Genomic DNA, 23,206 nt, shown 5'->3' on the forward strand with positions numbered 1-23,206 from the left:
CTGGCCCGCTAATTCAGCCTGGGCGCTCCTGCTTGTTGCTCATCTAACAGCTCGATGCCTTTGGGTGGCGACTAAGCCGCCGTTGGTGGCATAGGGCGCGCGGCACTTCGCTTTATCTTGGGTTTTGCTCTGGCTGCCGACATTGCACCGGGAAATAACCGGTTGGCTCGTCTAGCATTCAACCAACCCTGTTTACCGGAGTTCCCCATGTTTAACCCTTTAAAAGGTGCCCCTGCGGCGCGGGCCTTGTTGTTGCCATTGGTATTACTCTTGGCAGCCTTAGTGGCCGCCTGCAGTGGCCAGCCGGCGTCACCTGCCAAGGCGCTCACTGATGCCCCCAGTGTGGCCGAAGAAAATGCACAATCTCTCAATGCCTTTTTTCAGGCGCAATTCGAGGCGCAGCTTGCGCGCTCACCCCAGGCCAAAACCTATTTGGGTATGCGCGATGACCTTGAAGCCTACGGCCAGTGGGATGACCCAAGCCATGCCGCGCGTGATGAAGAAGTGGCACTTACCAAAGCCTCTCTAGCAGAAATGCGCAGCCGCTTTGCCAATGCTGACTTGCCCGAGGCCGCAAGGGTGTCTTACAAGTTTGCAGAATTTGTGGCCGAGAACAGTTTGCGCCAGGCGGCGTTTGAAGACCAAAACTACGTGTTCACCCAATTTTTTGGCCCGCACAGCGACATGAGTACGCTCCTGATCGGCTATCACAGTGTCAACACCGTGGCCGAGGCCGAGGCCTACATTAGCCGCCTAAACAGTTATGGCGAAGTGCTAAATACCCACATCGATCACGCCCAAGCGCGGGCAAAAGCAGGCGTAATGCCGCCGGCATTTGCCTACCCCGTGGTTATAGAAACCAGCCGCGGTTTGATTACCGGCGCACCCTTTGAAAGCGACGCAAGCACTGTGGGCAACTCGCCATTGTGGGCTGATTTTGTGGCCAAGGTGGATGCGCTCGATGCCAGCAAGGCCAAGAAAGAAGCCTTAAAGGCGCGCGCCAAGCAGGCACTAATAGGCAGCGTAAAGCCTGCTTATGATCGCCTTATTAGCGTGATGCAAGGGCAGGCCAAGCAGGTAGGCGAGGGCGATGGCGTATGGAAATTACCTCGCGGAAAGGCCTATTACCAAGCCCAGTTGGCCAACTACACCACCCGCGACGATCTTACCGCCGAAGACATTCACAGCCTTGGCCTTCTTGAGGTTGCGCGCATTCACGGTGAGATGCGTGAGATTATGGCAAAGGTGAAATTCAATGGCAGCCTGCAGGCGTTTTTTAAACACTTGCGTGAAAGCGATGAATTTTATTACACCAATAACGACGCCGGGCGTGCCCGTTACCTGCGTGAGGCCACAGCCTACATTGATGCCATGATGGCACGCGCACCCGAGTACTTTGGCACCTTGCCAAAGGCCGATTTGGAAGTGCGCGCCGTGGAGCCCTACCGCATTGAAACGGCCACCGGTGCGTTTTATGAGCCGGGTTCGCTGGATGGCACCCGCCCAGGTGCTTATTACGTCAACCTCAGCAACATGCGTGAACTGCCGGTCTACCAAATGGAAACCCTGGCCTATCACGAAGGTGCGCCCGGGCATCACTTTCAGGGCAGCATTGCGCAAGAGTTGAACAACGTGCCCATGTTCCAAAAGCTCACCTGGTATTCCGCCTATGGCGAAGGCTGGGCGCTGTATGCCGAAAAAATGGGTAAAGATATGGGCGCCTTTACGGATCCATACCAGGATTTCGGGCGCCTGAGCTATGAGGTGTTTCGCGCCGCACGCCTGGTGGTAGATACCGGTATTCACGCCAAGCGCTGGACAGAAAGCGAAGCGCGTAAATACATGCTGGCCAATACCCCGATGACCGAAGGCGACATTGAAAATGAAGTGCGCCGCTACATTGTGTGGCCTGGCCAGGCGGTGTCTTACAAGGTGGGTATGCTCACCATTTTGGAGTTGCGTCAGAAGGCTATGGATGCACTGGGTGATAAATTCGATTACCGCGAGTTTCACGATGCGGTGCTTACCAGCGGCTCTTTGCCGTTGTCGTTGCTGGCAGAGCAGGTGGATGCCTATATTCAATCGAAAGGGCAGTAAATCCTTTGTTGGGGCCACCCCTTAGCCCATAAAAATAGCGCTAAAACGCCGCCATAAAAAAAGCACCCGAAGGTGCTTTTTTTATTACCGGGAAAGGCGCGTTTAAACTGCCATTTCCTTCAGCTTTTTCAGCGGGCGAATTTTAACCGAGGTGCTGGCAGGCTTGGCCTTGAACACAGTTTCTTCGCCAGTGAAAGGGTTGATACCCTTGCGCGCTTTTTTGGCGGGCTTTTTCACGGTGTTGATTTTCAACATGCCGGGCAGCACAAACTCGCCACAGGCTTTTTTCTTGATGTGAGCTTCAATGACGTTGCCCAGCTCTTCCAGTACCGCGCTCACTTCTTTTTTGCTGAGTTCGGTGGTTTCGGCAATGTGGGTCACGATTTGGGTTTTAGTAAAGCGCTCGCCCACGGCTTTCAGTGGTTTTTTGGCAGCCGCTTTGGCGGGTGCTTTTTTGGCAGGAGCTTTTTTAGCTGGAGCTTTCTTGGCTGGTGCTTTTTTGGCGGCCATGCGTGAATCCTTTTAACGTTGGTCTAGAAGGTGTAAAACCGTAAATTTTGGGGGTAAGCAACCGGGGCCGGCTGGTTCAGCCATCCCATTAACACCCAGAGGAAAAAGCCCTTGTTTTATAGGCCTAAACGCCTCTCGGTACGCTTGGGCACTATATATAAAGCATTCTCGGGGTGGCGGCAATAATAGTTTGGTAAAAAGCGCAAAAAAACCGGTTTTTTATGGTGTGCAGCGCAGGGCTACGCAAAAGAGTCACCATTTTTCACACGGGTAACAGTTGCTGCGGCTCGGCTACTGGCGGTTGTTGGGCCTGGCAATGGTGTTGAACACATCTACCCAGCATTGGCTGAACTGGCTACCGGCGTAGCGGTTGATTTCAAGAATCGCGCGAATCAGTGGCCGCTGGGGCAGGTTCACATGGGCGCGGCTGTTCACGCAGGCATCAAAGGCATCCACAATGGCAATGATTTTCGCACCATCGCAAATCTGGCTTTCGTTGAGCCCGTTGGGGTAGCCGGTGCCGTTCATGGTTTCGTGGTGCTGGCCCACCATTTCGGCGGCGGCGTCCCAGTCGCCCATGGTTTTTAACAAATCCACGGCTATGTGCAGGTGGCGACGCACCAGGGTGCGCTCAGCCTCCGTGTAGGTGCCCGGCTTGTGCAACAGGCTCAGGGGTAAAAACGCCATACCGAAGTCGTGCATGTACACTGCTGCCAGCAATTGTTGCGGGTCTACGGGGTTGTCGGCCAGGCGGTTCATGGCCAGTGCCAGCTCTGCAATGCGGTGAGTGCGGCCCTGCCAATAGGGAGAGCGCTCGTCAATGGCGGGCAGCAGTTGCGCAAAAAAGGCGAGATCTTGATTGTGGGCAATGCCGAAATCCGCGTAGGCATTTCCTTGGGCTGCCGGTTTTTCGGTTTTCGGATCTAGCAGGGCAATGCACTGGCGTATCAGTGCCGGGCGCTCTTCACGGGTGCAGCTGGCCAAGTGGCTGATGGCTTCGCAGATGGGCGGCATGTGATCGGCATCAATGGGCGCGGGCTGGCCGTTCAGGCTTGAGTCTACCAGTTTGTGGGTGGCATCCATGGCCAGCAAAATGACATCACTGAGCAGGTCGTCGTAGATGATTTTGCCCTGGCGCAGGGGTTCCAGCACATCTTCAACGCTTTGCAGTATCGGGCAGATGTTGGCCAGGCCAATGTAGATGAGGTTGCCCTTGATGGTGTGTACCCGCCGGAACAGGTCTGCCAGCAACTCGGTATCTGTGGGGTTGCGCTCAAGTTTTAGCAGCAGCCGTTCGGCGGCCTGGTAGGCTTCTTCAAAATCTGCAAAGAAGTCTGCCACCATGTCTTGATCGGGGTTGGAGAAGTCGATGGCGCTCATGGGCGGGTCTCTTTGGCCATTGCCTGAAGCTTAGACCAGAAACGTGGTTTATCCGCCGCCACGCACAGGCTATAATCGCCCGTTTTTCACGCTCAGCCCCCAAATATCGGGCCGCTGGCCGGGAAAGCCCCGAATATCCGATATTGCCAGTTTGATTGTCAGGAGCTGTTATGCCCATTTATGAGTATCGCTGTGGGTCCTGTGGACACGAACTAGAGGCGCTGCAAAAGATCAGCGACGCGCCTTTAACCGATTGCCCGGAGTGCAAGCAGGCCAGTTTGGCCAAGCAGGTCTCTGCCGCCGGATTCCGGCTCAAAGGTGGCGGTTGGTATGAAACCGATTTTAAGGGCGGTAAAAAGAAGAATCTGGCTGGTGAGGCCGGCGCGCCGGCGAAATCCGCTAATGCCACCAAGGGTGGCAGTGGGGCGGCAGGCGCGGCCTAAGCAGCCCTCGCATTTTGCACCTTCTATTAATGCAGCAGGCTATTAATAGAACATACATTTTATTTTGATAACGGGATTTCAGATTATGCGCACCGATTATTGTGGCGCCCTAAACGCATCATTCATCGATCAAGAGGTCACCCTGTGTGGCTGGGTAGACCGTCGACGAGACCACGGCGGCGTGATTTTCCTCGATCTGCGCGACCGCGATGGCATCGTGCAGGTGGTGTTTGATCCCGATTCCACCAATTTCGCCCTGGCCGACAAGGTGCGCAGCGAATACGTACTGAAAGTGACCGGCCGCGTGCGCGCCCGTAGCGAAGCCACCGTAAACCCGAAAATGGCCACAGGTGAAGTTGAAGTCTACGGCACGGGCCTGGAAATTCTGAATACCGCAGAAACCCCACCATTCCAGCTGGACTCACACGTAAGCGTGGGCGAAGACGTGCGCCTGAAATACCGCTACGTGGATTTGCGCCGCACAGAGATGCAGCACAACCTGCGCTTTCGCTCGAAGGTGACCACCGCCATTCGCAACTACCTGGATCTGGCGGGCTTTCTGGATATCGAAACCCCCATCCTGACCCGTGCCACACCAGAGGGCGCGCGCGACTACCTGGTGCCTTCGCGCACCCACGATGGCAAGTTCTTTGCGCTGCCCCAGTCGCCCCAGCTGTTCAAGCAGTTGTTGATGGTGTCGGGCTTTGATCGCTACTACCAGGTGGCTAAGTGCTTCCGCGATGAAGACCTGCGGGCCGATCGTCAGCCGGAATTTACCCAGATTGATATCGAAACCTCGTTCATGGACGAGGCCGGCATCATGGGCATTGCAGAGGGCATGATCAAAGAGCTGTTTAGCACCTTGATGGATGTAGACCTGGGTGATTTCCCGCACATGACCTGGCAAGAGGCCATGGATCGCTACGGTTCAGACAAGCCAGACCTGCGTATTCCGCTGGAGCTTGTGGAAATCAAAGACCTGCTTAAAGACATCGAATTCAAAGTGTTTGCCGGCCCCGCCAACGATCCAAAGTGCCGCGTAACGGCGTTGAAAGTGACCGGCGGTGCGGAAATTTCCCGCAAGCAAATTGACGACTACACCAAGTTTGTGGGCATCTATGGCGCCAAGGGCCTGGCGTGGATCAAGGTCAACGAAATTGAAAAAGGTGTGGAAGGCTTGCAGTCGCCCATCATCAAGTTCCTGGGCGACGAGGTCACCCTGAAAGTGATGGAGCGCGTGGGTGCCCAAAATGGCGATATCGTGTTTTTCGGTGCCGATACTACCAAAGTGGTGTCTGAAGCGCTGGGTGCCTTGCGCTGTAAAGTGGGCGAAGATTTAAACCTCTACACCTGCCAGTGGGCGCCATTGTGGGTAGTAGACTTCCCCATGTTTGAAGAAACCGATGGCGGCGTGGCGGCACTGCACCACCCCTTCACCGCGCCTTCTTGCAGCCCGGAAGATCTGGTGGCCAACCCGGCCTCGGCGCTCTCGCGCGCCTATGACATGGTGCTCAACGGCACCGAGTTGGGCGGGGGCTCTGTGCGTATTCACGATCAATCCATGCAGCAGGCGGTATTCAAAATTTTGGGTATCAGCGCCGAAGAGCAGCGCGAGAAGTTCGGCTTCCTGCTGGATGCCCTCAAGTACGGTGCGCCACCGCACGGCGGCCTGGCCTTTGGTTTGGATCGCCTGATCATGCTGATGACGGGTTCATCGTCTATCCGCGATGTGATTGCCTTCCCGAAAACCCAGTCGGCCGCCTGTGTGATGACCGATGCCCCGGGCGCGGTAGACACCAAGCAGCTGCGTGAACTGCACATCAAGTTGCGCGAAAAAGAGAAAAAAGACGAGGCCAAATAAGGCCCGTTTCATCCAGTTAGCGGAGTAGGGGATACACCACTATGGCAGGCCACAGTAAGTGGGCAAATATTCGGCATCGCAAGGCGGCACAAGACGCCAAGCGCGGCAAAATTTTTACCAAAATCATTCGTGAGCTTACCGTGGCGGCCAAGGGTGGCCCCAACCCCGACGACAACCCCCGTTTGCGCGCCGCGGTAGATAAAGCCCTGGGCGCAAACATGAAGCGCGATACCATCGAAAAGGCCATTGCCAAAGGCTCGGGCCAGCACGATGGCGACAACTACGAAGAGTGCACCTACGAAGGCTACGCCGTATCGGGCGTGGCGGTACTCATCGAGTGCATGACCGATAACCGCAATCGCACCGTGGCCGAAGTGCGCCATGCGTTCAGCAAGCGCGGTGGCAACTTGGGTACCGACGGTTCTGTGGCCTACCTGTTTACCCGCACAGGCGTGATCCTGTTTGAAACAGGCGACGAAGATGCGTTGATGGAAGTGGCTATTGAGGCGGGCGCCGAAGATGTGGTTACCCAAGACGACGGCAGCATTGAAATTCAAACGGCCTTTGAAGACTTTCTGAATGTAAAAGAGGCCCTCATTGCGGCAGGCTTTACGCCCGACAACGCCGAAGTGACCATGTTGCCCTCAACCCAGGTGCCCATAGACGATGCCGACACCGCCCAAAAAGTGCTGGGCCTGATCGACATGCTGGAAGATCTGGACGATGTACAAAACGTCTACACCAATGCCGATATTGCGCCCGACGTAATGGCGCAGCTGGGCTAGCTTGCCCGGCGCTACCCGCCGTGGGACACTCCACCAAGAACATATTGCCCGTGCAACGGCCACTACCAAGACGCCACTATGCCAATAATTCTGGGGATAGACCCCGGTTCACTGAAAACGGGTTTCGGCATTATTGACACCCGCCAAGCCAAGCCGCGCTATGTCACCAGTGGCGTGATTCGCTTGCCCTCCGGTGAGCTGCCCGCGCGACTTAAAATTATTTTCGACGGCATAACGCAGATTATTGGCGAATACTCGCCCGATGAATTTGCCATTGAGCATGTGTTCATGGCCAAGAGTGCCGGCAGTGCACTCAAGCTTGGGCAGGCGCGCGGTGCGGCAATTGTGGCAGCCGTGCACGCCAATTTGCCGGTGGCAGAATATGAGGCGCGCAAGGTCAAACAAGCGGTGGTGGGCAATGGTGGCGCCAGCAAAGCGCAGGTGCAGCACATGGTAAAAACGCTACTGGCATTGCCCGGCACGCCGCAGGAAGATGCCGCCGACGCGCTGGCCATTGCCTTGTGCCATAGCCATTCGCGCGCCATGATGTCCAGCACCGAGGCCGGGCGCTATCGCCGCGGGCGTATCGTAAAATAGCGCAGGCCCCAATAAAAAGAGACTACACATGATAGGACGCATCACCGGCCGGCTGGTTGAAAAACAGCCGCCTTACCTTGTGATAGACGCACAAGGCGTGGGTTATGAAATTCAGGCACCCATGACCACCTTCTACCAATTGCCCGAGCTCGGCAGTGCCATTACCTTGCACACCCATTTGGCAATTTCAGAAACCGCCCATCAACTGTTTGGCTTTGCCAGCCCCTCTGATCGCGCTTTGTTTCGCACCCTTATCAAGGTAAGCGGCGTGGGCCCCAAGATGGCGCTCGGTATTTTGTCGGGCATGGAGGCGGCCACCATTGCCCGCTGTGTAGCGGAAGATAATGTAGGCGCTCTGGTAAAGGTGCCAGGTGTGGGCAAGAAAACCGCCGAGCGGCTGGTGATTGAGTTGCGCGATAAACTGGGCAATTTCGGCACCGATTCAGGCGCATTGGCGGCTATGGAGCAAGCCAGCGGCGCGCCCAAGCCCGTGGATGCCCGCGACGATGCCGAAGCCGCGCTGATCGCCCTGGGCTACAAGCCCACTGATGCCACCAAGGCCATTGCCGCCGCCCACAAGCACTCGCCAGAAGCCGCAAGCCAAGAGCTTATTCGCCTGGCCCTTAAGGCCATGATTCCGGCCTAGTGCGCACAAGCTCGCAAGGCATGTGTTGCGCGCGCAAATAAACCAAACCCGTGCAAATAACCAGAAGCTGCCCATGATAGAAAAAGACAGATTAATCAGTGCCCAGCCGGGCGAGCGCGAAGAGTTGCTAGACCGCACCGTGCGCCCGCAAATGCTCAACGACTATGTGGGCCAGGCCAAGGTGCGCGAGCAAATGGAGATCTTCATTGCCGCAGCTCTCGGGCGCAAAGAGGCGCTCGATCACACCTTGGTGTTCGGCCCGCCCGGGCTTGGCAAAACCACGCTCGCCAATATTGTGGCCAATGAAATGGGCGTGGCCCTCAAAAGCACCTCCGGCCCGGTGCTTGATAAAGCCGGCGATCTGGCAGCCATCATGACCAACCTTGAGCCGGGCGATGTGCTGTTTATTGATGAAATTCACCGCCTGAGCCCGGCCGTAGAAGAAATACTTTACCCCGCTATGGAAGATTTCCAGCTGGATATCATGATTGGCGAAGGGCCGGCGGCGCGCTCAATCAAACTTGATTTGCCGCCGTTTACCCTGGTGGGTGCCACCACGCGCGCGGGCCTGCTCACCTCGCCCCTGCGCGATCGCTTCGGCATTGTGCAGCGCCTGGAGTTCTACAACGTAAAAGACCTCACCCACATAGTGACCCGCTCGGCCAAATTAATGGGCATCGCCATGGATGAATCGGGCGCCTTTGAAGTGGCGCGCCGTTCGCGGGGCACGCCGCGCATTGCTAATCGGCTGTTGCGCAGGGTGCGCGATTTTGCCGAGGTGAAAAGCGACGGCAATGTCACCGCCCAAGTGGCAGATGCGGCGCTCAACATGTTGAGTGTGGATGAACAGGGCTTCGATCAAATGGATCGCCGCCTGCTGTTGGCGATGATTGAAAAGTTCGCCGGCGGCCCGGTAGGGGTTGAAAGCCTGGCGGCGGCCATCAGCGAAGAGCGCGACACCATTGAAGATGTGCTGGAGCCCTATTTGATTCAGCAGGGCTATATGCTGCGTACCCCGCGCGGGCGCATGGTTACCCAGCTTGCCTACCAGGTGTTTGGCCTGAAGGAGCCCGGCTGTGACTGACTGCCCGCCGTTTTCCACTGCCGTGCGCGTGTACATAGAAGACACAGATGCCGGGGGTATTGTGTACTACGTGAACTATTTAAAGTTTATGGAGCGTGCCCGCACTGAATTTATGCGAGCGCTCGGGTATGATAAGCCGGCGTTTTTATCGGGCGATCGCCTGTTGGTGGTTCATTCTGCCAACACGCGTTACCTGAAACCCGCGCGTCTGGACGACCACTTGCAGGTGTCTGCCGAGGTCAGTAGATTAGCGCGCAGTTACCTTGTGTTTCGCCAGTGTGTAAAACGCGCCGACGAACTTTTGTGTGAAGCTGAAATCAAAGTGGCCTGTGTGCGGCAATCCGACATGCGCCCAGTGCCCCTGCCGGAAGACGTTCAACGCGCGCTGGCAGCCAAAACCTAACTCCATCGAGACCTGTCTGCATGAACACACCCGAAACCTTATCCATTTGGAGCCTGATTGCCGAGGCGAGCTTATTGGTTCAGCTGGTAATGGCGCTGCTGTTTCTGGCCTCTGTGGTGTCTTGGGCGATGATCGTACAGCGCGGCATGTATCAGCACCGCGCCGCCCAGCTTGTGAAAGAGTTTGAGCGCCACTTTTGGTCGGGCGTGGATTTAAGCCAGCTGTACCGCCAGGGCAGCGGCAAGGGCGGGCAGACCGAAGGGCTGGAAAATATTTTTCGCGCAGGCTTTAAAGAGTTTACCCGCCTGCGCCAGCAGTCTGGCGTAGACCCGGACGCCGTAATGGAAGGTGTGCAGCGCGCCATGCGCGTGGCCACCGCCCGCGAAGAAGAAAAGCTGGAAGCGCACCTGCCATTTTTGGCCTCTGTGGCCTCGGTAAGCCCCTACATCGGTTTGTTCGGCACTGTGTGGGGCATCATGAATTCCTTCCGCGGTCTTGCCAATGTGCACCAGGCAACACTTGCCACAGTGGCGCCCGGTATTTCCGAGGCGTTGGTGGCCACGGCCATGGGCCTGTTTGCCGCCATTCCTGCAGTGCTCGCCTACAACCGCTATAGCGCCAAGGCGGAATCGCTCACGGCCACCTATGAAACCTTCGCCGATGAATTCTCCGCGATTTTGCACCGTCAGGTTCATACCAAGTAATGATGAATCAGATGCAAACCATTCGTCCGTGCAGGCAGGGGTAATCACATGAGCGGCAAGCGCGTAAAGAAAAAGCCCATGGCAGAAATCAACGTCGTGCCCTACATCGACGTGATGCTGGTATTGCTGGTGGTGTTTATGGTTACCGCGCCCTTGCTCATGCAGGGTGTGAAGGTGGATCTGCCCAAGGCGCCGTCTGCGCCTATGGATCAAAACGATGAAGAGCCGTTAATAGTCTCGGTTAAAAAAGACGGCACCTATTACCTGAACCTGGGTGCAGACCAGAAAGCTGCCAAACCCTTGAAAGACATTACCGAAACTGTGGCCAAAATTCTGCGCCAAAAGCCCCAAACGCCGGTGCTGGTGTGGGGCGACCACAAGGCCGAATACGGATTAGTGGTGTCTTTGATGTCAGATTTGCAGGCCGCCGGCGCGCCGTCTGTGGGCCTGGTTACCGAACCGCCTGTGTTGTAGGTACCCTGTGCAGCTACCGGCATTTCCCATCATTGTTAGTATCGGGTTGCATTTGATTTTAGTGTGCGTGCTGGCCTTTGGCTGGGAATCTGCCCCGGTTGAAAAAAAGCGCAGCACCCCTAACTATGTGCAGGCGCAACTGGTGAAGCTGGAAACGGCGGCGCCCAAGCAGCAGCGTGCCAAACCCCAAAAAGTGGTTGATGTAGCCGCCAAGCGCCGCGAGCAGGAGCGCCGTGAGGCCGAGGCGCGCAAGCAACGCGAGCAAAAACTGGCCCGTGAAAAGGCTGCCCGCGAGAAAGCCGCCCGTGAAAAGGCCGCGCGCGACAAAGCCGCTGCAGAGAAAGCCAAGCGTGAGCGCGAAGTAAAAGAAAAACAGGCCGCCGAAGAGCGAAGGCGCCGCCGGGAGGCGGAGCTCTTTGACGCCGTTGAAGAAGAAGACGAGTTTTTGTCTGAAAAAATCAGCGCAGAGGCAGCCCAAAGTTATATGGCAGCCATTCAGAACCGCGTTGAAATGAACTGGAGCCGGCCGCCCTCGGCCCGCAATGGCATGAGTTGCACCTTGCGTATCCAGTTGGTGCCCACCGGGCGGGTGATAGATGTAAAAGTGGTCAAATCGAGCGGGCACCCCGCGTTTGATCGCAGCGCCGAGGCAGCGGTGCGCAAGGCGGAGCGCTTCCCGGAGTTGCAGGGCATGGACCCGCAGCACTTTGAGCGCAACTTTAGGCAATTTAATTTGAAATTCGAACCACAGGATTTGCGGCAGTGAAAAAACTCATCGTTGTGTTGTTGGGCTTGATGTTTTGCTTGCGCGCGCAGGCAGACCTCACCATTGAAATTACCCAGGGCGTGGATAACCCCACCATCATCGGCATTGTGCCCTTTGGTTGGGGCGGCACCCGTGGCCTGCCGGAAGACATCCCGGAAATTGTGCGGGCAGACTTAACCCTGAGCGGCCAGTTCCGCTCGGTGCCCGTAAAAGACATGCTGGCCTTTCCGCGCACTGAGGCCGAAGTGATTTACCGCGACTGGCGCATTTTGGGCACCGAGTTTTTGGTGACTGGCGACATTCAGGAAGTGGGCGGGCGCTTTACCGTCACCTTCGAGCTGTTTGATATTCTGGGCCAGCGCAAGGTGTTTCGTAAGTCGGTTTCTGGCAGTGAGTCGCAGCTGCGCGATCTTGCCCACCACATCAGCGATGAAGTTTACGAGCAGATCACCGGCATTCGCGGTGCCTTTTCAACCCAGGTGCTCTATGTTGAAGCCTTCCAGCAGGGCAAGCCCACCGATCGCTTCCGTTTGATGCTGGCCGATGCCGATGGCGCCCGCCCGCGTTTGTTGCTGGAATCCAAGCACCCGCTCATGTCGCCCACCTGGTCGGCCGATGGCAAGCGCATTGCTTATGTATCTTTTGAAACCGGCCGCGCGGCTATCTTTGTGCAGGAGCTGGCAACGGCCAGGCGCGAACAGGTAACCAATTTCCGGGGCTTGAATGGCGCGCCGTCTTTCTCGCCCGACGGTGAGCGGCTGGCGCTGGTGCTGTCAAAAGATGGCAATCCCGAGCTCTATACCTTGCATCTTGGCACGCGGCAGTTGTCGCGGGTAACGCAGCATTTTGCGATTGATACCGAGCCAAGCTGGACGCCCGACGGAAAGGCGCTGGTTTTTACCTCTAATCGTGGTGGAAAGCCACAAATTTACAAAGTAACACTTGCAACCGGCATAGTAGAACGCTTAACCTTTGCCGGCGATTACAACGCCAGGGCGCGTGTTTCCCCTGATGGAAAGAGTTTGGTAATGGTGCATCGCTCAAACGGTGTTTTCCATATTGCTACTCAAGACATTCAAAGTGGTGATCTGCGAGTTTTGACAGAGACCTACTTGGACGAGTCGCCAAGTATTGCACCTAACGGTGCTATGCTGATGTACGCGACACGCTATCAGGGCAAAGGCATTTTGGCTGCTGTGTCCCTCGATGCCGGTGTGAAGTTTAGATTGCCGTCCAAACAGGGAGATGTTCGGGAGCCAGCTTGGTCACCCTTTTTCGACTAAAACCTCAAATCCAAAGTGGAGTGAGATATGACTTTTCAAACAATCAAGCGTGGTATGGGTCTGGCAGTTGTTCTGGCGGTAGTGGCTGGCTGTAGCAACACCGCTCAGAAAGAAGAAGTAGATCCAAATGCCAATGCTCAACCAGTGGTACAACAACCTGTAGAGAAAGCAGAGCCAGCTCCAGAAGTTCTGGAAACTGTGTTCTACTTCGACTTCGACGAATCAACGCTGAAGCCAGGTGCCCGTGCCGAGCTGACCAAGCACGCGATGCGTTTGAAGGAAACACCACGTAACGTGCGCATCGAAGGTCACACTGATGAGCGCGGTTCACGTGAATACAACATGGCTTTGGGTGAGCGTCGTGCCAATGCTGTTCGCGACTTCCTGGTACTGCAAGGCGTAGATGCCTCTATGCTGGAAGTAGTGAGCTACGGTGAAGAGCGTCCTGCCGCTATGGGTAGCACTGAAAGCGCCTACGGCCAGAACCGTCGCGCCGAAGTTAAGTAAGTTACTTAACTGCTTGAACAAAAAGGCCGGTCTTACCGGCCTTTTTGCATTTTAGGGTGTGTACGGCGTATATTGGCAGCTGTTTTTTGCGCCGCCAGCCCGAGTTAGATCCCGTCTTTTATTAGCCTTGGTGCTAACCCCTCGTGTTGTTAGGCGCTAATTGAACATTGTGATGCAGTCAGGCCAACAATGGCCAAGTGATGACTGGTGCGCAGTGTTAAACCTTTTGTTACAGATTGAAAGAGAACTCCTATGAAGTTGATGCTCACACTGGGTGCTGCCGGTTTTTTGAGTTGGGCCGGCGTGGCTATGGCACAGGTAACAGTGGTAGAAGCGCGCCCGGCGGCGCAGGCAACACCCACTCAGCAAGCTGCCGCACCGGCAAGCGCGCAGCAAACTGATTTGTATTTCAGGCTGCAGGCACTGCAGCAAGAGGTGTTGGAATTGCGCGGCTTGGTGGAAGAGCAATCCTTTGAAATCAAGCGCTTAAAGCAGCAGCGTCAGGAAGACTACCTGGATCTCGATCGCCGCATCAGCGCCTTTAGTGGCGGTGCCGGGGCGGGCAGTGCCGCGGCCGATATCCCCATCAAAGCCGATAACGCCGATGATGGCGCCGCCTATAAAGGGGCCTACGGTAAGCTGCGCGAGCGGGATTTGGCCGGTGCCGCCGAGGGCTTCAAGCAATACCTGGCACAATTTCCCAAGGGCCAATACGCCGCCAATAGCCAGTACTGGCTGGGCGAAATCTACCTGGTTGAGGGCAAGCTCGAGCAGGCGCGCCAATGGTTTGAGCGCGTAACCCAGGATTTCCCAAGTAGCCGCAAGGCCCCCGATGCCAAGTTCAAGCTTGGTACCGTGCTGTTCCAGCTGGGCCAGAAAGACAAAGCCCGCGCCCTGTTGCAACAGGTGGCTGCCAGCAACGCAGATGCCGCGCGCTTGGCTAAAGACTACTTGAATCAAAATTTCTAAGGGCTGTGCTGGCGCGTAATTCCTCGCATGCCGACCAGGTTTTGCGTAACATTGCCGGCTTTTTAGCGTGGATACAGGCATGGCTGAGCCCAACCTAAAAATTACCGAAATCTTCCACTCGCTCCAGGGCGAGGCACGCGCCATTGGTTTGCCAACGGTATTTGTGCGGCTCACAGGTTGCCCCCTGCGGTGCCATTATTGCGATTCGGCCTATGCCTTTCACGGTGGTGAGCGCCGTGATCTGGCAGATATTCTGGCCGAGGTGGCAAGCTACAAGTGCCGGCATGTGTGCGTGACCGGCGGCGAACCTCTGGCCCAGGCCAATTGCATCGGCCTGCTTCAGGCCCTGTGTGATGCAGGTTACAGCGTATCGCTTGAAACCAGCGGCGCTATCGATATCAGCCCGGTGGATACCCGCGTAAGCCGCGTGCTGGATTTGAAAACACCGGCGTCTGGCGAGTGCCATCGCAACCTGTGGAGTAATATTGCCCACCTGACCCCGCACGATCAGGTGAAGTTCGTGATTTGCGACAAGGCCGATTTCGAGTGGGCTTGCTTTAAGGTCACCGAGCACGATTTGTGCGCGCGCGCAGGCGATGTGCTGTTTTCGCCGTCTTTCGGGCAGGTGGATGCCACACAGCTTGCCGATTGGGTGGTTGCCTCAGGCTTGCCCGTGCGTTTTCAGTTGCAGTTACACAAGCTCCTTTGGGGCGATAAACCAGGCCATTAACTATGCATCTCGCCTGCCTTTCAGGGCTTCTCTCACCCTTGTTTTGGCTGCTTTTGGCAGCCAGTTCGATGGTGTGCGCAGAATCCCAAGGCCAGGCTCCGGCACGCCTGCAGCTGGCAACGGCGAGTGTTGCGCCCTGGGGGCTTGTGGGTGAGCAGGGTGAGCCCGCGGGGCTGCTTGTGCAGTTTCAGCGGGAGCTTGCGGCCCGTGCGGGCCTTGCCGTGCAAAACAAGCTTGCGCCTTACCCGCGCGTGATTCACGACCTTGCCAGTGGCAAGGTGGATTTGGCGGTGATGTTTGTGAGCCCCCAGGCCCAGCAGGTAGGGCGCTCGCTCGGGCAGGTGGTAGACATGTCTGTGGTGGCATTGGTGCCCGCCGCTGCGCCGGATTATGGGGCGCTTGAGGATTTTAAGGGGCTCAGGGTGGGTTATGTGCGGGGCTCAAAGTATGGCCCGGCGTTTGATAATAACCCCGATTTCGAGCGGGTGGGCGTGTTGTCGGCAAGTCAGGGTTTGCTCATGCTGAGCAAGGGGCGGCTGGATGCCCTGGTGGCTACCGAGCAGGCGCTCGCCTATGGCCTGATTCAGGAATCGGTGGGCGAGGGTGCCTATAAAGTGGTATTCCAGGTGGCCAAGGCGCGCGCCGATCTGTACGTGAATCGCTTGCGCATGCTAGATGGCTGGGTGCCAAGCCTGCGCCGTGCGCTGGCCGACATGCGCGCCGATGGCAGCCTGCGGCGGGTGTTTTATGATCACACCTTGTGGCCCGCCAGCGGCGTGTGCCTGGCCAACAATCACTGCCTGGCTGCACCGGCGCCAGCTGGCACTGGCGATAAAACCCATCAAGCAATTGTTAAGTAGGATTTGAGGTAGCTATGACGCGCAAAAAAGCCGTGGTGTTGGTGTCTGGCGGGCTGGATTCCACCACCGTTGTGGCCATGGCCCAGGCCGAGGGTTACGAGGTGTACGCCCTGAGCTTTGATTACGGCCAGCGCCATCAATCCGAGCTGCAGGCCGCCGCGCGCACAGCAAAGGTGCTGGGCGTGGCTGCCCACAAAGTGGTGCAGCTGGATTTGCGCACCATTGGCGGCTCTGCCCTGACAGACAGCGCCATCGCAGTGCCCGAAGAGGAAAGCGCTGGTATTCCCGTTACCTATGTGCCGGCACGCAATACCGTGTTTTTGTCTATCGCTTTGGGTTGGGCCGAAGTGCTGGGTGCGCTGGACATTTTTGTGGGCGTAAACGCGGTGGATTACAGCGGCTACCCCGATTGCCGGCCCGAGTTTATTGCAGCCTTTGAGCAGATGGCCAATTTGGCCACCAAGGCCTCTGTGGAAGGGCGCAAGCTCACCATCCACACGCCACTGATCAACCTGAGCAAGGCCGATATCGTGCAGCGCGGCACCGAGCTGGGTGTGGATTACCGTTTAACGGTGTCTTGCTATCAGGCCACAGAGGCGGGTGCTGCCTGCGGCAAGTGCGACAGTTGCCGGCTGAGACGGGCAGGTTTCGAGGCGGCAGGCCTGCCCGACGCCACGATTTACGCCTGATTTAAGCCCTTTTGTTGGTGCTTTTTTAACCAGAAAAAACCCTAATAATTGCTTGTCTTTTCTAATTAAATCAGTACTATATGCGCCTCCTTACGGGGGTCGTTAGCTCAGTCGGTAGAGCAGTTGGCTTTTAACCAATTGGTCGCGCGTTCGAGTCGCGCACGACCCACCATTTATACCGGTTTGCTTGTTGGCAGTAAGGCAGGTAAACCACCCCGTTTATGGGTCGTTAGCTCAGTCGGTAGAGCAGTTGGCTTTTAACCAATTGGTCGCGCGTTCGAGTCGCGCACGACCCACCATATTCGGCAAGGCCTGCGCATTAGCGTGTGGCCTAACCCCTTAAAAAAACCGCCTCTCTGGCGGTTTTTTTATGCCCGGGGATGGGCCTTCGCGCAGGCTCAACCTGTGATAGAATCCGCCGGCTACCCGCATGTTGAGAGTGATATGACCGAAGTACTTGATCGCGAGCTGGTTCAGGCCCATTTGGCCGCCGAGCCCGCCACTGCGCTAAACCCCGAGCAGCTGGACGCCGCCAAGGCGCGTATTAAGGCGCTGCTGGCCCGTGAAAACGCGGTCATTGTGGCCCACTACTACACAGATCCGCTGATCCAGGCGCTGGCTGAAGAAACCGGCGGCTGCGTGGCAGATTCCCTTGAAATGGCCCGCTTTGGTAGCCAGCACCCGGCCACCACCTTATTGGTTGCCGGGGTGAAATTTATGGGCGAAACCGCGAAAATCCTCACCCCGGAAAAGCGCGTGTTAATGCCTACCCTTGAGGCCACCTGCTCGCTGGATATCGGCTGCCCGGTGGACGAATTCAGCGCATTTTGTGATGCCCACCCCGACCGCACGGTGGTGGTTTATGCCAACACCTCGGCTGCGGTAAAGGCGCGTGCTGATTGGGTGGTGACCTCAAGCATCGCGCTCGATGTGGTAGAGCATCTGGATGCCCAGGGGCAGAAAATTATCTGGGCGCCCGATAAACACCTGGGCGGCTATGTGCAAAAGCAGACCGGTGCCGACATGCTGCTGTGGGATGGCGCCTGTATTGTGCACGAGGAATTCAAGGCCCAGGGCGTGCAGGATCTGGTGCGCCGCCACCCGGAGGCGGCAGTGCTGGTGCACCCGGAATCGCCGGCGGCTGTGGTGGAGCTGGCCGATGTTGTGGGCTCAACCTCGCAACTTATTAAAGCGGCACAAACGCTGCCCAATCAGGCCTTTATTGTGGCAACAGACCAAGGCATTTTTTACAAAATGCAGCAGCTCTGCCCCGATAAAACCTTTCACATTGCGCCAACTGCGGGCTCTGGCGCAACCTGTCGCAGCTGCGCCAACTGCCCCTGGATGGCAATGAATGGCCTGGACAACATGGCCGCAACCCTTGAGCAGGGGCGTAATGAAATATTTGTTGATCGCGCCCTCGGCGAGCGCGCTATGGTGCCGCTGAACCGGATGCTGGCGTTTACCAAAAAGGGCTAGCTTAACTATTCAACGGGCCTGCACGGGCGGGCCCGCAATAATGAAAACGCCCACGCAGATGGGTGTATTTATACGGAGTGAGTCATGTTGCAAGGTAGTATGGTCGCGTTGGTGACCCCAATGACAGCCGAGGGTGCGCTGGATTGGGCAAGCCTTAATGCGTTGGTGGAGTGGCATATTGAACAGGGCACCCACGCCATTGTGGCGGTGGGTACCACCGGTGAGTCGGCCACGCTGGATGTGGATGAGCACCTGGCGGTGATTACTGCGGTAGTGAAACAGGTGGCCGGGCGCATTCCCGTTATTGCCGGTACCGGTGCCAACTCTACCCAAGAGGCAGTGGAGCTCACCGAGCGCGCCAAAAGCGCCGGTGCCGATGCCTGCTTGCTGGTGACGCCTTACTACAACAAACCCACCCAAGAGGGTTTGTACCGCCACTTCAAGTACATTGCCGATGCCGTAGACATTCCGCAAATTCTTTACAATGTGCCAGGGCGCACCGGCGTAGACATGCAGCCTGAAACGGTTTTGCGCTTGGTAGACCACCCCAATATCATCGGCATTAAAGAGGCCACCGGCGATTTGCAGCGCGCGCGTTTGTTGATTGAAAAATCGCCCGCCAACTTCCTGATTTATTCAGGTGATGATGAAACTGCCGTAGAGCTGATGCTCGCCGGTGGCAAGGGCAATATCAGTGTGACTGCCAACGTTGCGCCAAAGGCCGTGGCCCAAATGTGTGAACTTGCACTCGCCGATAGCGTCGAACAAGCACGGGCCATTAACGCGAAGCTGATGTCCGTGCACCAGGCGATGTTTGTGGAATCTAACCCCATACCCGTCAAATGGGCAGTGGCGGCACAAGGGCGCATGCCCGATGGCATTCGCCTGCCGCTGACACCGCTGTCAGAAACTTATCACCAACAGGTGCGCGATGCCTTGAGCGGCGCGGATTTGTTGTAATTTTTTGCAGGCGTGCCTGCTTGGTAGAACCCGAAGAGATTTGCATGATAAAACCAATAACAACCTGGCGTACCCTGATCCTGTTGCCCGTGAGCGCCGCCGTTGGCTGTAGCTGGCTGGGCAACGATTTCCGCGATCGCGGCAACGATTATCTGCACGCAGAGCCCATCAAGCCCATTGTGGTGCCTGCCGATATGAAGGCCACCTCGCTGGATCAGCTCTACGTTGTGCCAGAGGTGCAATCAGACGACTTCGACGTTACCGAAGAATTTGAAGCCCCGCGCCCGCAGCCGCTGGCGGCCAATAACTTTTCTGAGAGTGTAAAAATCCAGAAGCTCGGCGCACGCCGCTGGATTCTGGTTAACTCGCCGCCCAGCGAAGTGTGGCCGCGCACGCGCAACTTCCTGGCAACCAACCGCATCCAGTTGGCCGGTGCCGATGCTGTGGCAGGCACCATCGATACCACCTGGTTGCAGTTTAAGGATTCGCCCGATACCCGCGATCGCTATCGCATTTTTGTAGAGCAGGGCGTACAACCCGATTCCACCGAGCTGCACGTGCGCCATATTTCTGCGCCTGCAGGCGAGCCTGCGGGTTTCGATACGCCCTGGCCCGAGCTTTCGGTTAACCCCGAGCGCGAAGCCTGGATGCTCGACGAACTGGCGGCCACCCTTGCCAGTGAATCCGCCAATGGCGCCACCAGCCTGCTGGCCCAAAACATTGGCGGCGGTGCCAAGATTTCGGTGACCTCTATTCAGGGTGAGCCGGTGCTGCGTATGGCGCTCAGCTATGAACGCGCGCGCGCCACCATTGCCCATGCATTGCGCCAAGAGGGCTTTGTCACCTTCGCCTCAGATACAGACCTGGGCATTTTCTACGTGGGCTGGGCCGAGCCGGTAGACCCCCAAGAGCAGGGCTGGTTTTCATCGCTGTTTAGCGGTGAGCCCGAAGTGCTTACAACCCCCTACAGCCTGACCCAGGTACTCACCCACCTGAAGCTTGCAGACAACGCGGAAAACCGTGCGATATTCGAGCGCCTGGAACTTGCCAACCAAGGCAAGGCCCTGAAAGATGTGCCCGGCTACCTGGTGGTTGTACGCGGCAGCGATGAGCAGGTAGATATTCGTATTCGCGATGCCTACGGCCTGCGCTTGAAAAACCGCGACGCCAAAGAAAAGCTCAACATTATTCGCCGGAACCTTATCTAATGCGATTTGCCTCTTTAGGCAGCGGCAGTAAGGGCAACGGTACCCTGGTTGAGTTCGACGGTGAAACCCTGCTCATTGATTGCGGGTTTTCCGTGAAAGACACAGTGGCGCGCCTGGCGCGCCACGGCAAAACCCCTGAAGACCTCTCGGCCGTGCTGGTAACCCACGAGCACGGCGATCACCTGCGCGGCGTGCCGGCGCTGGCGCGCAAGTACAATTTGCCGGTGTACATCACCCCCGGCACCTTGAAGGCCAAGGCGCTCGGCAAAATGCCGGATATCCGGCTCATAGAAGGCTACCGCGCCTTCGAGCTGGGGCCCTTCAAGGTGCAGCCGGTGGCGGTGCCCCACGATGCCCGCGAGCCCGCGCAATTTGTGATCAGTGCCAACCAGAAAACCCTGGGCGTGCTTACCGATTTGGGCATGATTACCGCCCATGTGCAAGACAGCTACCAGCATTGCGATGCCCTGGTGCTGGAGGCCAATCACGACCCGGTCATGCTCGCCTATGGCGCCTACCCGCAATCTTTAAAGCAGCGAGTGGGTGGCCCCTGGGGCCATTTGAGCAACCAGCAAAGTGCAGGCTTTCTTGAGCACTTTGACGTGGCGCGCCTGCAGCAATTGGTGATTGCCCACATCAGCCAGCAAAACAACAGCCTGGAGGCGGCAGAGGCGGCCTTGGGCCCGGTGTCTACCGGTGTCGGCCAAATACTCTACGCCTGCCAGGATCAGGGCTTCGACTGGTTGGAAATCAACTAGCTCCCACTTGTTTCACAATACCCGTCACATCGGCCACCAGCCGTTCGCCCTGCCAAATACTTGCAGCCACAAACACCAGTGAGCGCTTTTCCGAGCGGATGTGCCCGCGGGCAATCAGCGCAATGCCCGCTTGGGCGGGCGCAATAAAATCTGTTTGCATAGATACAGTCACCACCGCCGGGTTTTGTTTGGGCACCGCCAGCGCCATACAGAGTGCGTAATCCCCAAGGCTCATCAATACGCCCCCGTGCACGCTGCCGTGCAGGTTGCAGTGGTGCGCTTCAGGCATGAGGGCGCAGGCTACGCTATTGTCTTCGGGCAGGTAGAAAAACGGGCCCAGGCGATCTTCTGCAGGGTCGCCCGGCCAGTGGCTGTAATCGGCCGGTAGGCCAAAGTCTGTTGCCTTATGGGTTTGCTGGGGCATGGTGGTTTTCGCCTTTATTCAAGCGTTGGGTTTTAGCATCGGGTTTTTGGCTCTGCACTTGCTCTTGCTCTTGCTCTTGCGCTTGCGCTTGCAAGCACCGAGCCTCCTTGCTGGTTTAAGGGTATTAAGCCCGGTGCATGTTGTCATTCATTTATTCTGCGAATGAATCGTTGAAATCTTTAAAGTTTCAAACAGGTGTTTTATTTGGCAGAATGGCGGTTCAATTTTTCTCTGTGGGAGCACAAGTATGAGTCAGCGTGAAGTGGTGGTATTAAGCGGTGTACGCACACCCATCGGAACCTTCGGCGGCAGCCTGAAAGACATAGCACCCACAGAGCTTGCGGGCCAGGTGGTGGCAGAGGCGGTAAAGCGTGCAGGCATTGCGCCCGAGGCCGTGGGCCATTGTGTGATTGGTAACGTAACCCATTCCGATCGCAAAGATATGTACATGAGCCGGGTTGCGGGCATCAAGGGCGGCCTGCCTGAAACCACCCCTGCGGTAACCGTTAACCGCCTGTGTGGCTCAGGCCTGCAGGCGCTGGTGTCTGCCTCGCAGCTTATTTTGCTGGGCGATTGCGACGCCGCGGTAACGGGCGGCGCCGAATCCATGAGCCGCGTGCCCTATTGGTTGCCGCAGGCACGCTTTGGCGCACGCATGGGCGACGCCGCCATGGTAGATGCCATGACCGGTGCGCTCACTTGCCCCATCAACGATGTGCACATGGGCATCACCGCAGAAAACGTGGCAGAAAAGTGGGGCATTTCCCGTGAAGATCAAGACGCGCTGGCAGTAGAGAGTCATCAGCGTGCAGCGCGCGCCACCGAAGAGGGCCGCTTTAAAGACCAGATTTTACCCATCGAGCTGAAAACCCGTAAGGGCACTGTGACTTTCGCCCACGATGAACACGTGCGTGCCGATGCCTCATTGGAAGGCATGGCCAAGCTGCGCCCGGTGTTCAAAAAAGACGGCACTGTCACCGCCGGCAATGCCTCGGGTTTGAATGATGCCGCCGCCGCCATGGTGCTTATGGAGCGGGCCGAGGCTGAAAAGCAGGGCTTGAAGCCCATGGCGCGTTTGGTGGGTTATAGCTTTGCAGGCGTCGAGCCCAAGTACATGGGCATAGGCCCGGTACCGGCGGTGAAAAAGCTGCTGGCAACCCACAATCTCACGGTGGCAGATATCGACGTGTGGGAAGTCAACGAAGCTTTCGCAGCCCAGGCCATTGCCGTGGCGCGCGATCTGGAAATTCCTGCAGATAAACTCAACCCCAATGGTTCGGGCATTTCCTTGGGCCACCCCATTGGTGCAACCGGCGCGGTGATTACCGTCAAGGCCTTGTACGAATTGCAGCGCACCCAGTCGCGTTACGCGGTGGTAACCATGTGCATCGGCGGCGGCCAGGGCATTGCTGCACTGTTTGAAAGAATGTAATTACGCGGGTTGAATTTTAGGAAAGCTAGGGCCGGTAGTGTGACTACCGGCCTTTTTTGTATGTGAACGCATAGCACAGTGGGGCTTGGTGCGTTGCCGCGGCCGGCAGGCCAAGGGTCATAATGAAACCTGCAGCTGGCGCTGCCAGCCGTGCTGC

The 23,206-nt window shown here is 57.1% G+C and carries 25 protein-coding genes and 2 tRNA genes; 24 read left to right on the forward strand and 3 right to left on the reverse strand.

The window, feature by feature from the left end; translation table 11 throughout:
• The first annotated feature begins 207 nt into the window (after window positions 1-207).
• Window positions 208-2,097 (forward strand): DUF885 family protein, encoded by a 1,890-nt coding sequence (locus tag L1F30_RS05970; RefSeq protein ID WP_253360646.1) that lies wholly within the window; start codon window positions 208-210, stop codon window positions 2,095-2,097.
• A gap of 102 nt (window positions 2,098-2,199) precedes the next feature.
• Here the strand turns inward: L1F30_RS05970 and L1F30_RS05975 are convergent, their stop codons facing one another.
• Together L1F30_RS05975 and L1F30_RS05980 are read right to left on the reverse strand one after the other, a co-directional pair.
• The gene (locus L1F30_RS05975; RefSeq protein ID WP_253360648.1) at window positions 2,200-2,607 is read right to left on the reverse strand and encodes an HU family DNA-binding protein; all 408 of its coding nucleotides are present in this window, start codon (window positions 2,605-2,607) and stop codon (window positions 2,200-2,202) included.
• A 291-nt stretch (window positions 2,608-2,898) separates the two neighbouring features.
• Complete coding sequence (locus L1F30_RS05980; protein ID WP_253360650.1) at window positions 2,899-3,987, reverse strand: HD domain-containing phosphohydrolase; 1,089 nt, start codon at window positions 3,985-3,987, stop codon at window positions 2,899-2,901.
• A gap of 170 nt (window positions 3,988-4,157) precedes the next feature.
• Between L1F30_RS05980 and L1F30_RS05985 the strand changes: the two genes are divergently transcribed.
• The 22 genes from L1F30_RS05985 (at window position 4,158) to L1F30_RS06090 (ending at window position 21,193) form a co-directional block, all read left to right on the forward strand.
• Window positions 4,158-4,430 (forward strand): zinc ribbon domain-containing protein, encoded by a 273-nt coding sequence (locus L1F30_RS05985; protein WP_253360652.1) that lies wholly within the window; start codon window positions 4,158-4,160, stop codon window positions 4,428-4,430.
• Between the two features lie 85 nt (window positions 4,431-4,515).
• Window positions 4,516-6,291 carry an aspartate--tRNA ligase gene (aspS, locus tag L1F30_RS05990; RefSeq protein WP_253360659.1) on the forward strand — a complete coding sequence of 592 codons (1,776 nt, stop codon included), beginning with the start codon at window positions 4,516-4,518 and terminating at the stop codon, window positions 6,289-6,291.
• A 41-nt stretch (window positions 6,292-6,332) separates the two neighbouring features.
• Window positions 6,333-7,076 (forward strand): YebC/PmpR family DNA-binding transcriptional regulator, encoded by a 744-nt coding sequence (locus L1F30_RS05995; RefSeq protein ID WP_253360661.1) that lies wholly within the window; start codon window positions 6,333-6,335, stop codon window positions 7,074-7,076.
• Between the two features lie 78 nt (window positions 7,077-7,154).
• Window positions 7,155-7,673 (forward strand): crossover junction endodeoxyribonuclease RuvC, encoded by a 519-nt coding sequence (gene ruvC, locus L1F30_RS06000; RefSeq protein ID WP_253360663.1) that lies wholly within the window; start codon window positions 7,155-7,157, stop codon window positions 7,671-7,673.
• A gap of 28 nt (window positions 7,674-7,701) precedes the next feature.
• A complete protein-coding gene (gene ruvA / locus L1F30_RS06005; protein ID WP_253360665.1) occupies window positions 7,702-8,319 on the forward strand; it encodes a Holliday junction branch migration protein RuvA in 618 nt (205 codons plus the stop codon).
• 73 nt (window positions 8,320-8,392) lie between these two features.
• Window positions 8,393-9,403, forward strand: a complete 1,011-nt coding sequence (gene ruvB, locus L1F30_RS06010; RefSeq protein WP_253360666.1) for a Holliday junction branch migration DNA helicase RuvB — start codon at window positions 8,393-8,395, stop codon at window positions 9,401-9,403.
• On the forward strand, window positions 9,396-9,806 hold the full coding sequence (gene ybgC, locus L1F30_RS06015) for a tol-pal system-associated acyl-CoA thioesterase (protein ID WP_253360668.1): 411 nt from the start codon (window positions 9,396-9,398) through the stop codon (window positions 9,804-9,806). The genes ruvB and ybgC overlap by 8 nt, the downstream gene beginning before the upstream one ends.
• A gap of 20 nt (window positions 9,807-9,826) precedes the next feature.
• Window positions 9,827-10,510 (forward strand): protein TolQ, encoded by a 684-nt coding sequence (gene tolQ, locus L1F30_RS06020; protein ID WP_253360670.1) that lies wholly within the window; start codon window positions 9,827-9,829, stop codon window positions 10,508-10,510.
• A 48-nt stretch (window positions 10,511-10,558) separates the two neighbouring features.
• Complete coding sequence (tolR, locus tag L1F30_RS06025; RefSeq protein WP_253360672.1) at window positions 10,559-10,984, forward strand: protein TolR; 426 nt, start codon at window positions 10,559-10,561, stop codon at window positions 10,982-10,984.
• Window positions 10,985-10,991: 7 nt separating this feature from the next.
• Window positions 10,992-11,750 carry a cell envelope integrity protein TolA gene (tolA, locus tag L1F30_RS06030; RefSeq protein WP_253360674.1) on the forward strand — a complete coding sequence of 253 codons (759 nt, stop codon included), beginning with the start codon at window positions 10,992-10,994 and terminating at the stop codon, window positions 11,748-11,750.
• Between the two features lie 29 nt (window positions 11,751-11,779).
• Window positions 11,780-13,033 carry a Tol-Pal system beta propeller repeat protein TolB gene (gene tolB / locus L1F30_RS06035; protein WP_253361755.1) on the forward strand — a complete coding sequence of 418 codons (1,254 nt, stop codon included), beginning with the start codon at window positions 11,780-11,782 and terminating at the stop codon, window positions 13,031-13,033.
• A gap of 27 nt (window positions 13,034-13,060) precedes the next feature.
• Window positions 13,061-13,540, forward strand: a complete 480-nt coding sequence (gene pal / locus L1F30_RS06040) for a peptidoglycan-associated lipoprotein Pal (protein WP_253360676.1) — start codon at window positions 13,061-13,063, stop codon at window positions 13,538-13,540.
• 252 nt (window positions 13,541-13,792) lie between these two features.
• On the forward strand, window positions 13,793-14,509 hold the full coding sequence (ybgF, locus tag L1F30_RS06045; RefSeq protein WP_253360678.1) for a tol-pal system protein YbgF: 717 nt from the start codon (window positions 13,793-13,795) through the stop codon (window positions 14,507-14,509).
• A 79-nt stretch (window positions 14,510-14,588) separates the two neighbouring features.
• Entirely contained in the window at window positions 14,589-15,239 is a 651-nt protein-coding gene (gene queE, locus L1F30_RS06050) for a 7-carboxy-7-deazaguanine synthase QueE (protein ID WP_253360680.1), read from the forward strand.
• Window positions 15,240-15,241: 2 nt separating this feature from the next.
• Window positions 15,242-16,099, forward strand: a complete 858-nt coding sequence (locus tag L1F30_RS06055) for an ABC transporter substrate-binding protein (RefSeq protein ID WP_253360682.1) — start codon at window positions 15,242-15,244, stop codon at window positions 16,097-16,099.
• Window positions 16,100-16,113: 14 nt separating this feature from the next.
• Window positions 16,114-16,788: a 7-cyano-7-deazaguanine synthase QueC gene (queC, locus tag L1F30_RS06060; RefSeq protein ID WP_253360684.1), complete on the forward strand. Its 675-nt coding sequence runs from the start codon at window positions 16,114-16,116 to the stop codon at window positions 16,786-16,788.
• 96 nt (window positions 16,789-16,884) lie between these two features.
• Window positions 16,885-16,960, forward strand: a tRNA-Lys gene (locus tag L1F30_RS06065).
• A gap of 51 nt (window positions 16,961-17,011) precedes the next feature.
• A tRNA-Lys gene (locus L1F30_RS06070) sits at window positions 17,012-17,087 on the forward strand.
• A 145-nt stretch (window positions 17,088-17,232) separates the two neighbouring features.
• Window positions 17,233-18,267, forward strand: a complete 1,035-nt coding sequence (gene nadA, locus L1F30_RS06075; RefSeq protein ID WP_253360686.1) for a quinolinate synthase NadA — start codon at window positions 17,233-17,235, stop codon at window positions 18,265-18,267.
• An 84-nt stretch (window positions 18,268-18,351) separates the two neighbouring features.
• On the forward strand, window positions 18,352-19,227 hold the full coding sequence (dapA, locus tag L1F30_RS06080) for a 4-hydroxy-tetrahydrodipicolinate synthase (RefSeq protein WP_253360688.1): 876 nt from the start codon (window positions 18,352-18,354) through the stop codon (window positions 19,225-19,227).
• 44 nt (window positions 19,228-19,271) lie between these two features.
• Entirely contained in the window at window positions 19,272-20,435 is a 1,164-nt protein-coding gene (bamC, locus tag L1F30_RS06085) for an outer membrane protein assembly factor BamC (protein WP_253360690.1), read from the forward strand.
• The gene (locus tag L1F30_RS06090) at window positions 20,435-21,193 is read left to right on the forward strand and encodes an MBL fold metallo-hydrolase (protein WP_253360692.1); all 759 of its coding nucleotides are present in this window, start codon (window positions 20,435-20,437) and stop codon (window positions 21,191-21,193) included. The genes bamC and L1F30_RS06090 overlap by 1 nt, the downstream gene beginning before the upstream one ends.
• On the opposite strand, the gene L1F30_RS06095 is transcribed toward L1F30_RS06090, so the two are convergent.
• Complete coding sequence (locus tag L1F30_RS06095) at window positions 21,186-21,617, reverse strand: PaaI family thioesterase (RefSeq protein WP_253360694.1); 432 nt, start codon at window positions 21,615-21,617, stop codon at window positions 21,186-21,188. The two genes, L1F30_RS06090 and L1F30_RS06095, sit on opposite strands and share 8 nt — an antisense overlap.
• Before the next feature lie 247 nt (window positions 21,618-21,864).
• Between L1F30_RS06095 and L1F30_RS06100 the strand changes: the two genes are divergently transcribed.
• The gene (locus L1F30_RS06100) at window positions 21,865-23,049 is read left to right on the forward strand and encodes an acetyl-CoA C-acyltransferase family protein (RefSeq protein WP_253360696.1); all 1,185 of its coding nucleotides are present in this window, start codon (window positions 21,865-21,867) and stop codon (window positions 23,047-23,049) included.
• Window positions 23,050-23,206 lie beyond the last annotated feature (157 nt).

This window comes from Simiduia sp. 21SJ11W-1 (assembly GCF_024138675.1).
In the GTDB taxonomy this organism is placed as follows: Bacteria; Pseudomonadota; Gammaproteobacteria; order Pseudomonadales; family Cellvibrionaceae; genus Simiduia.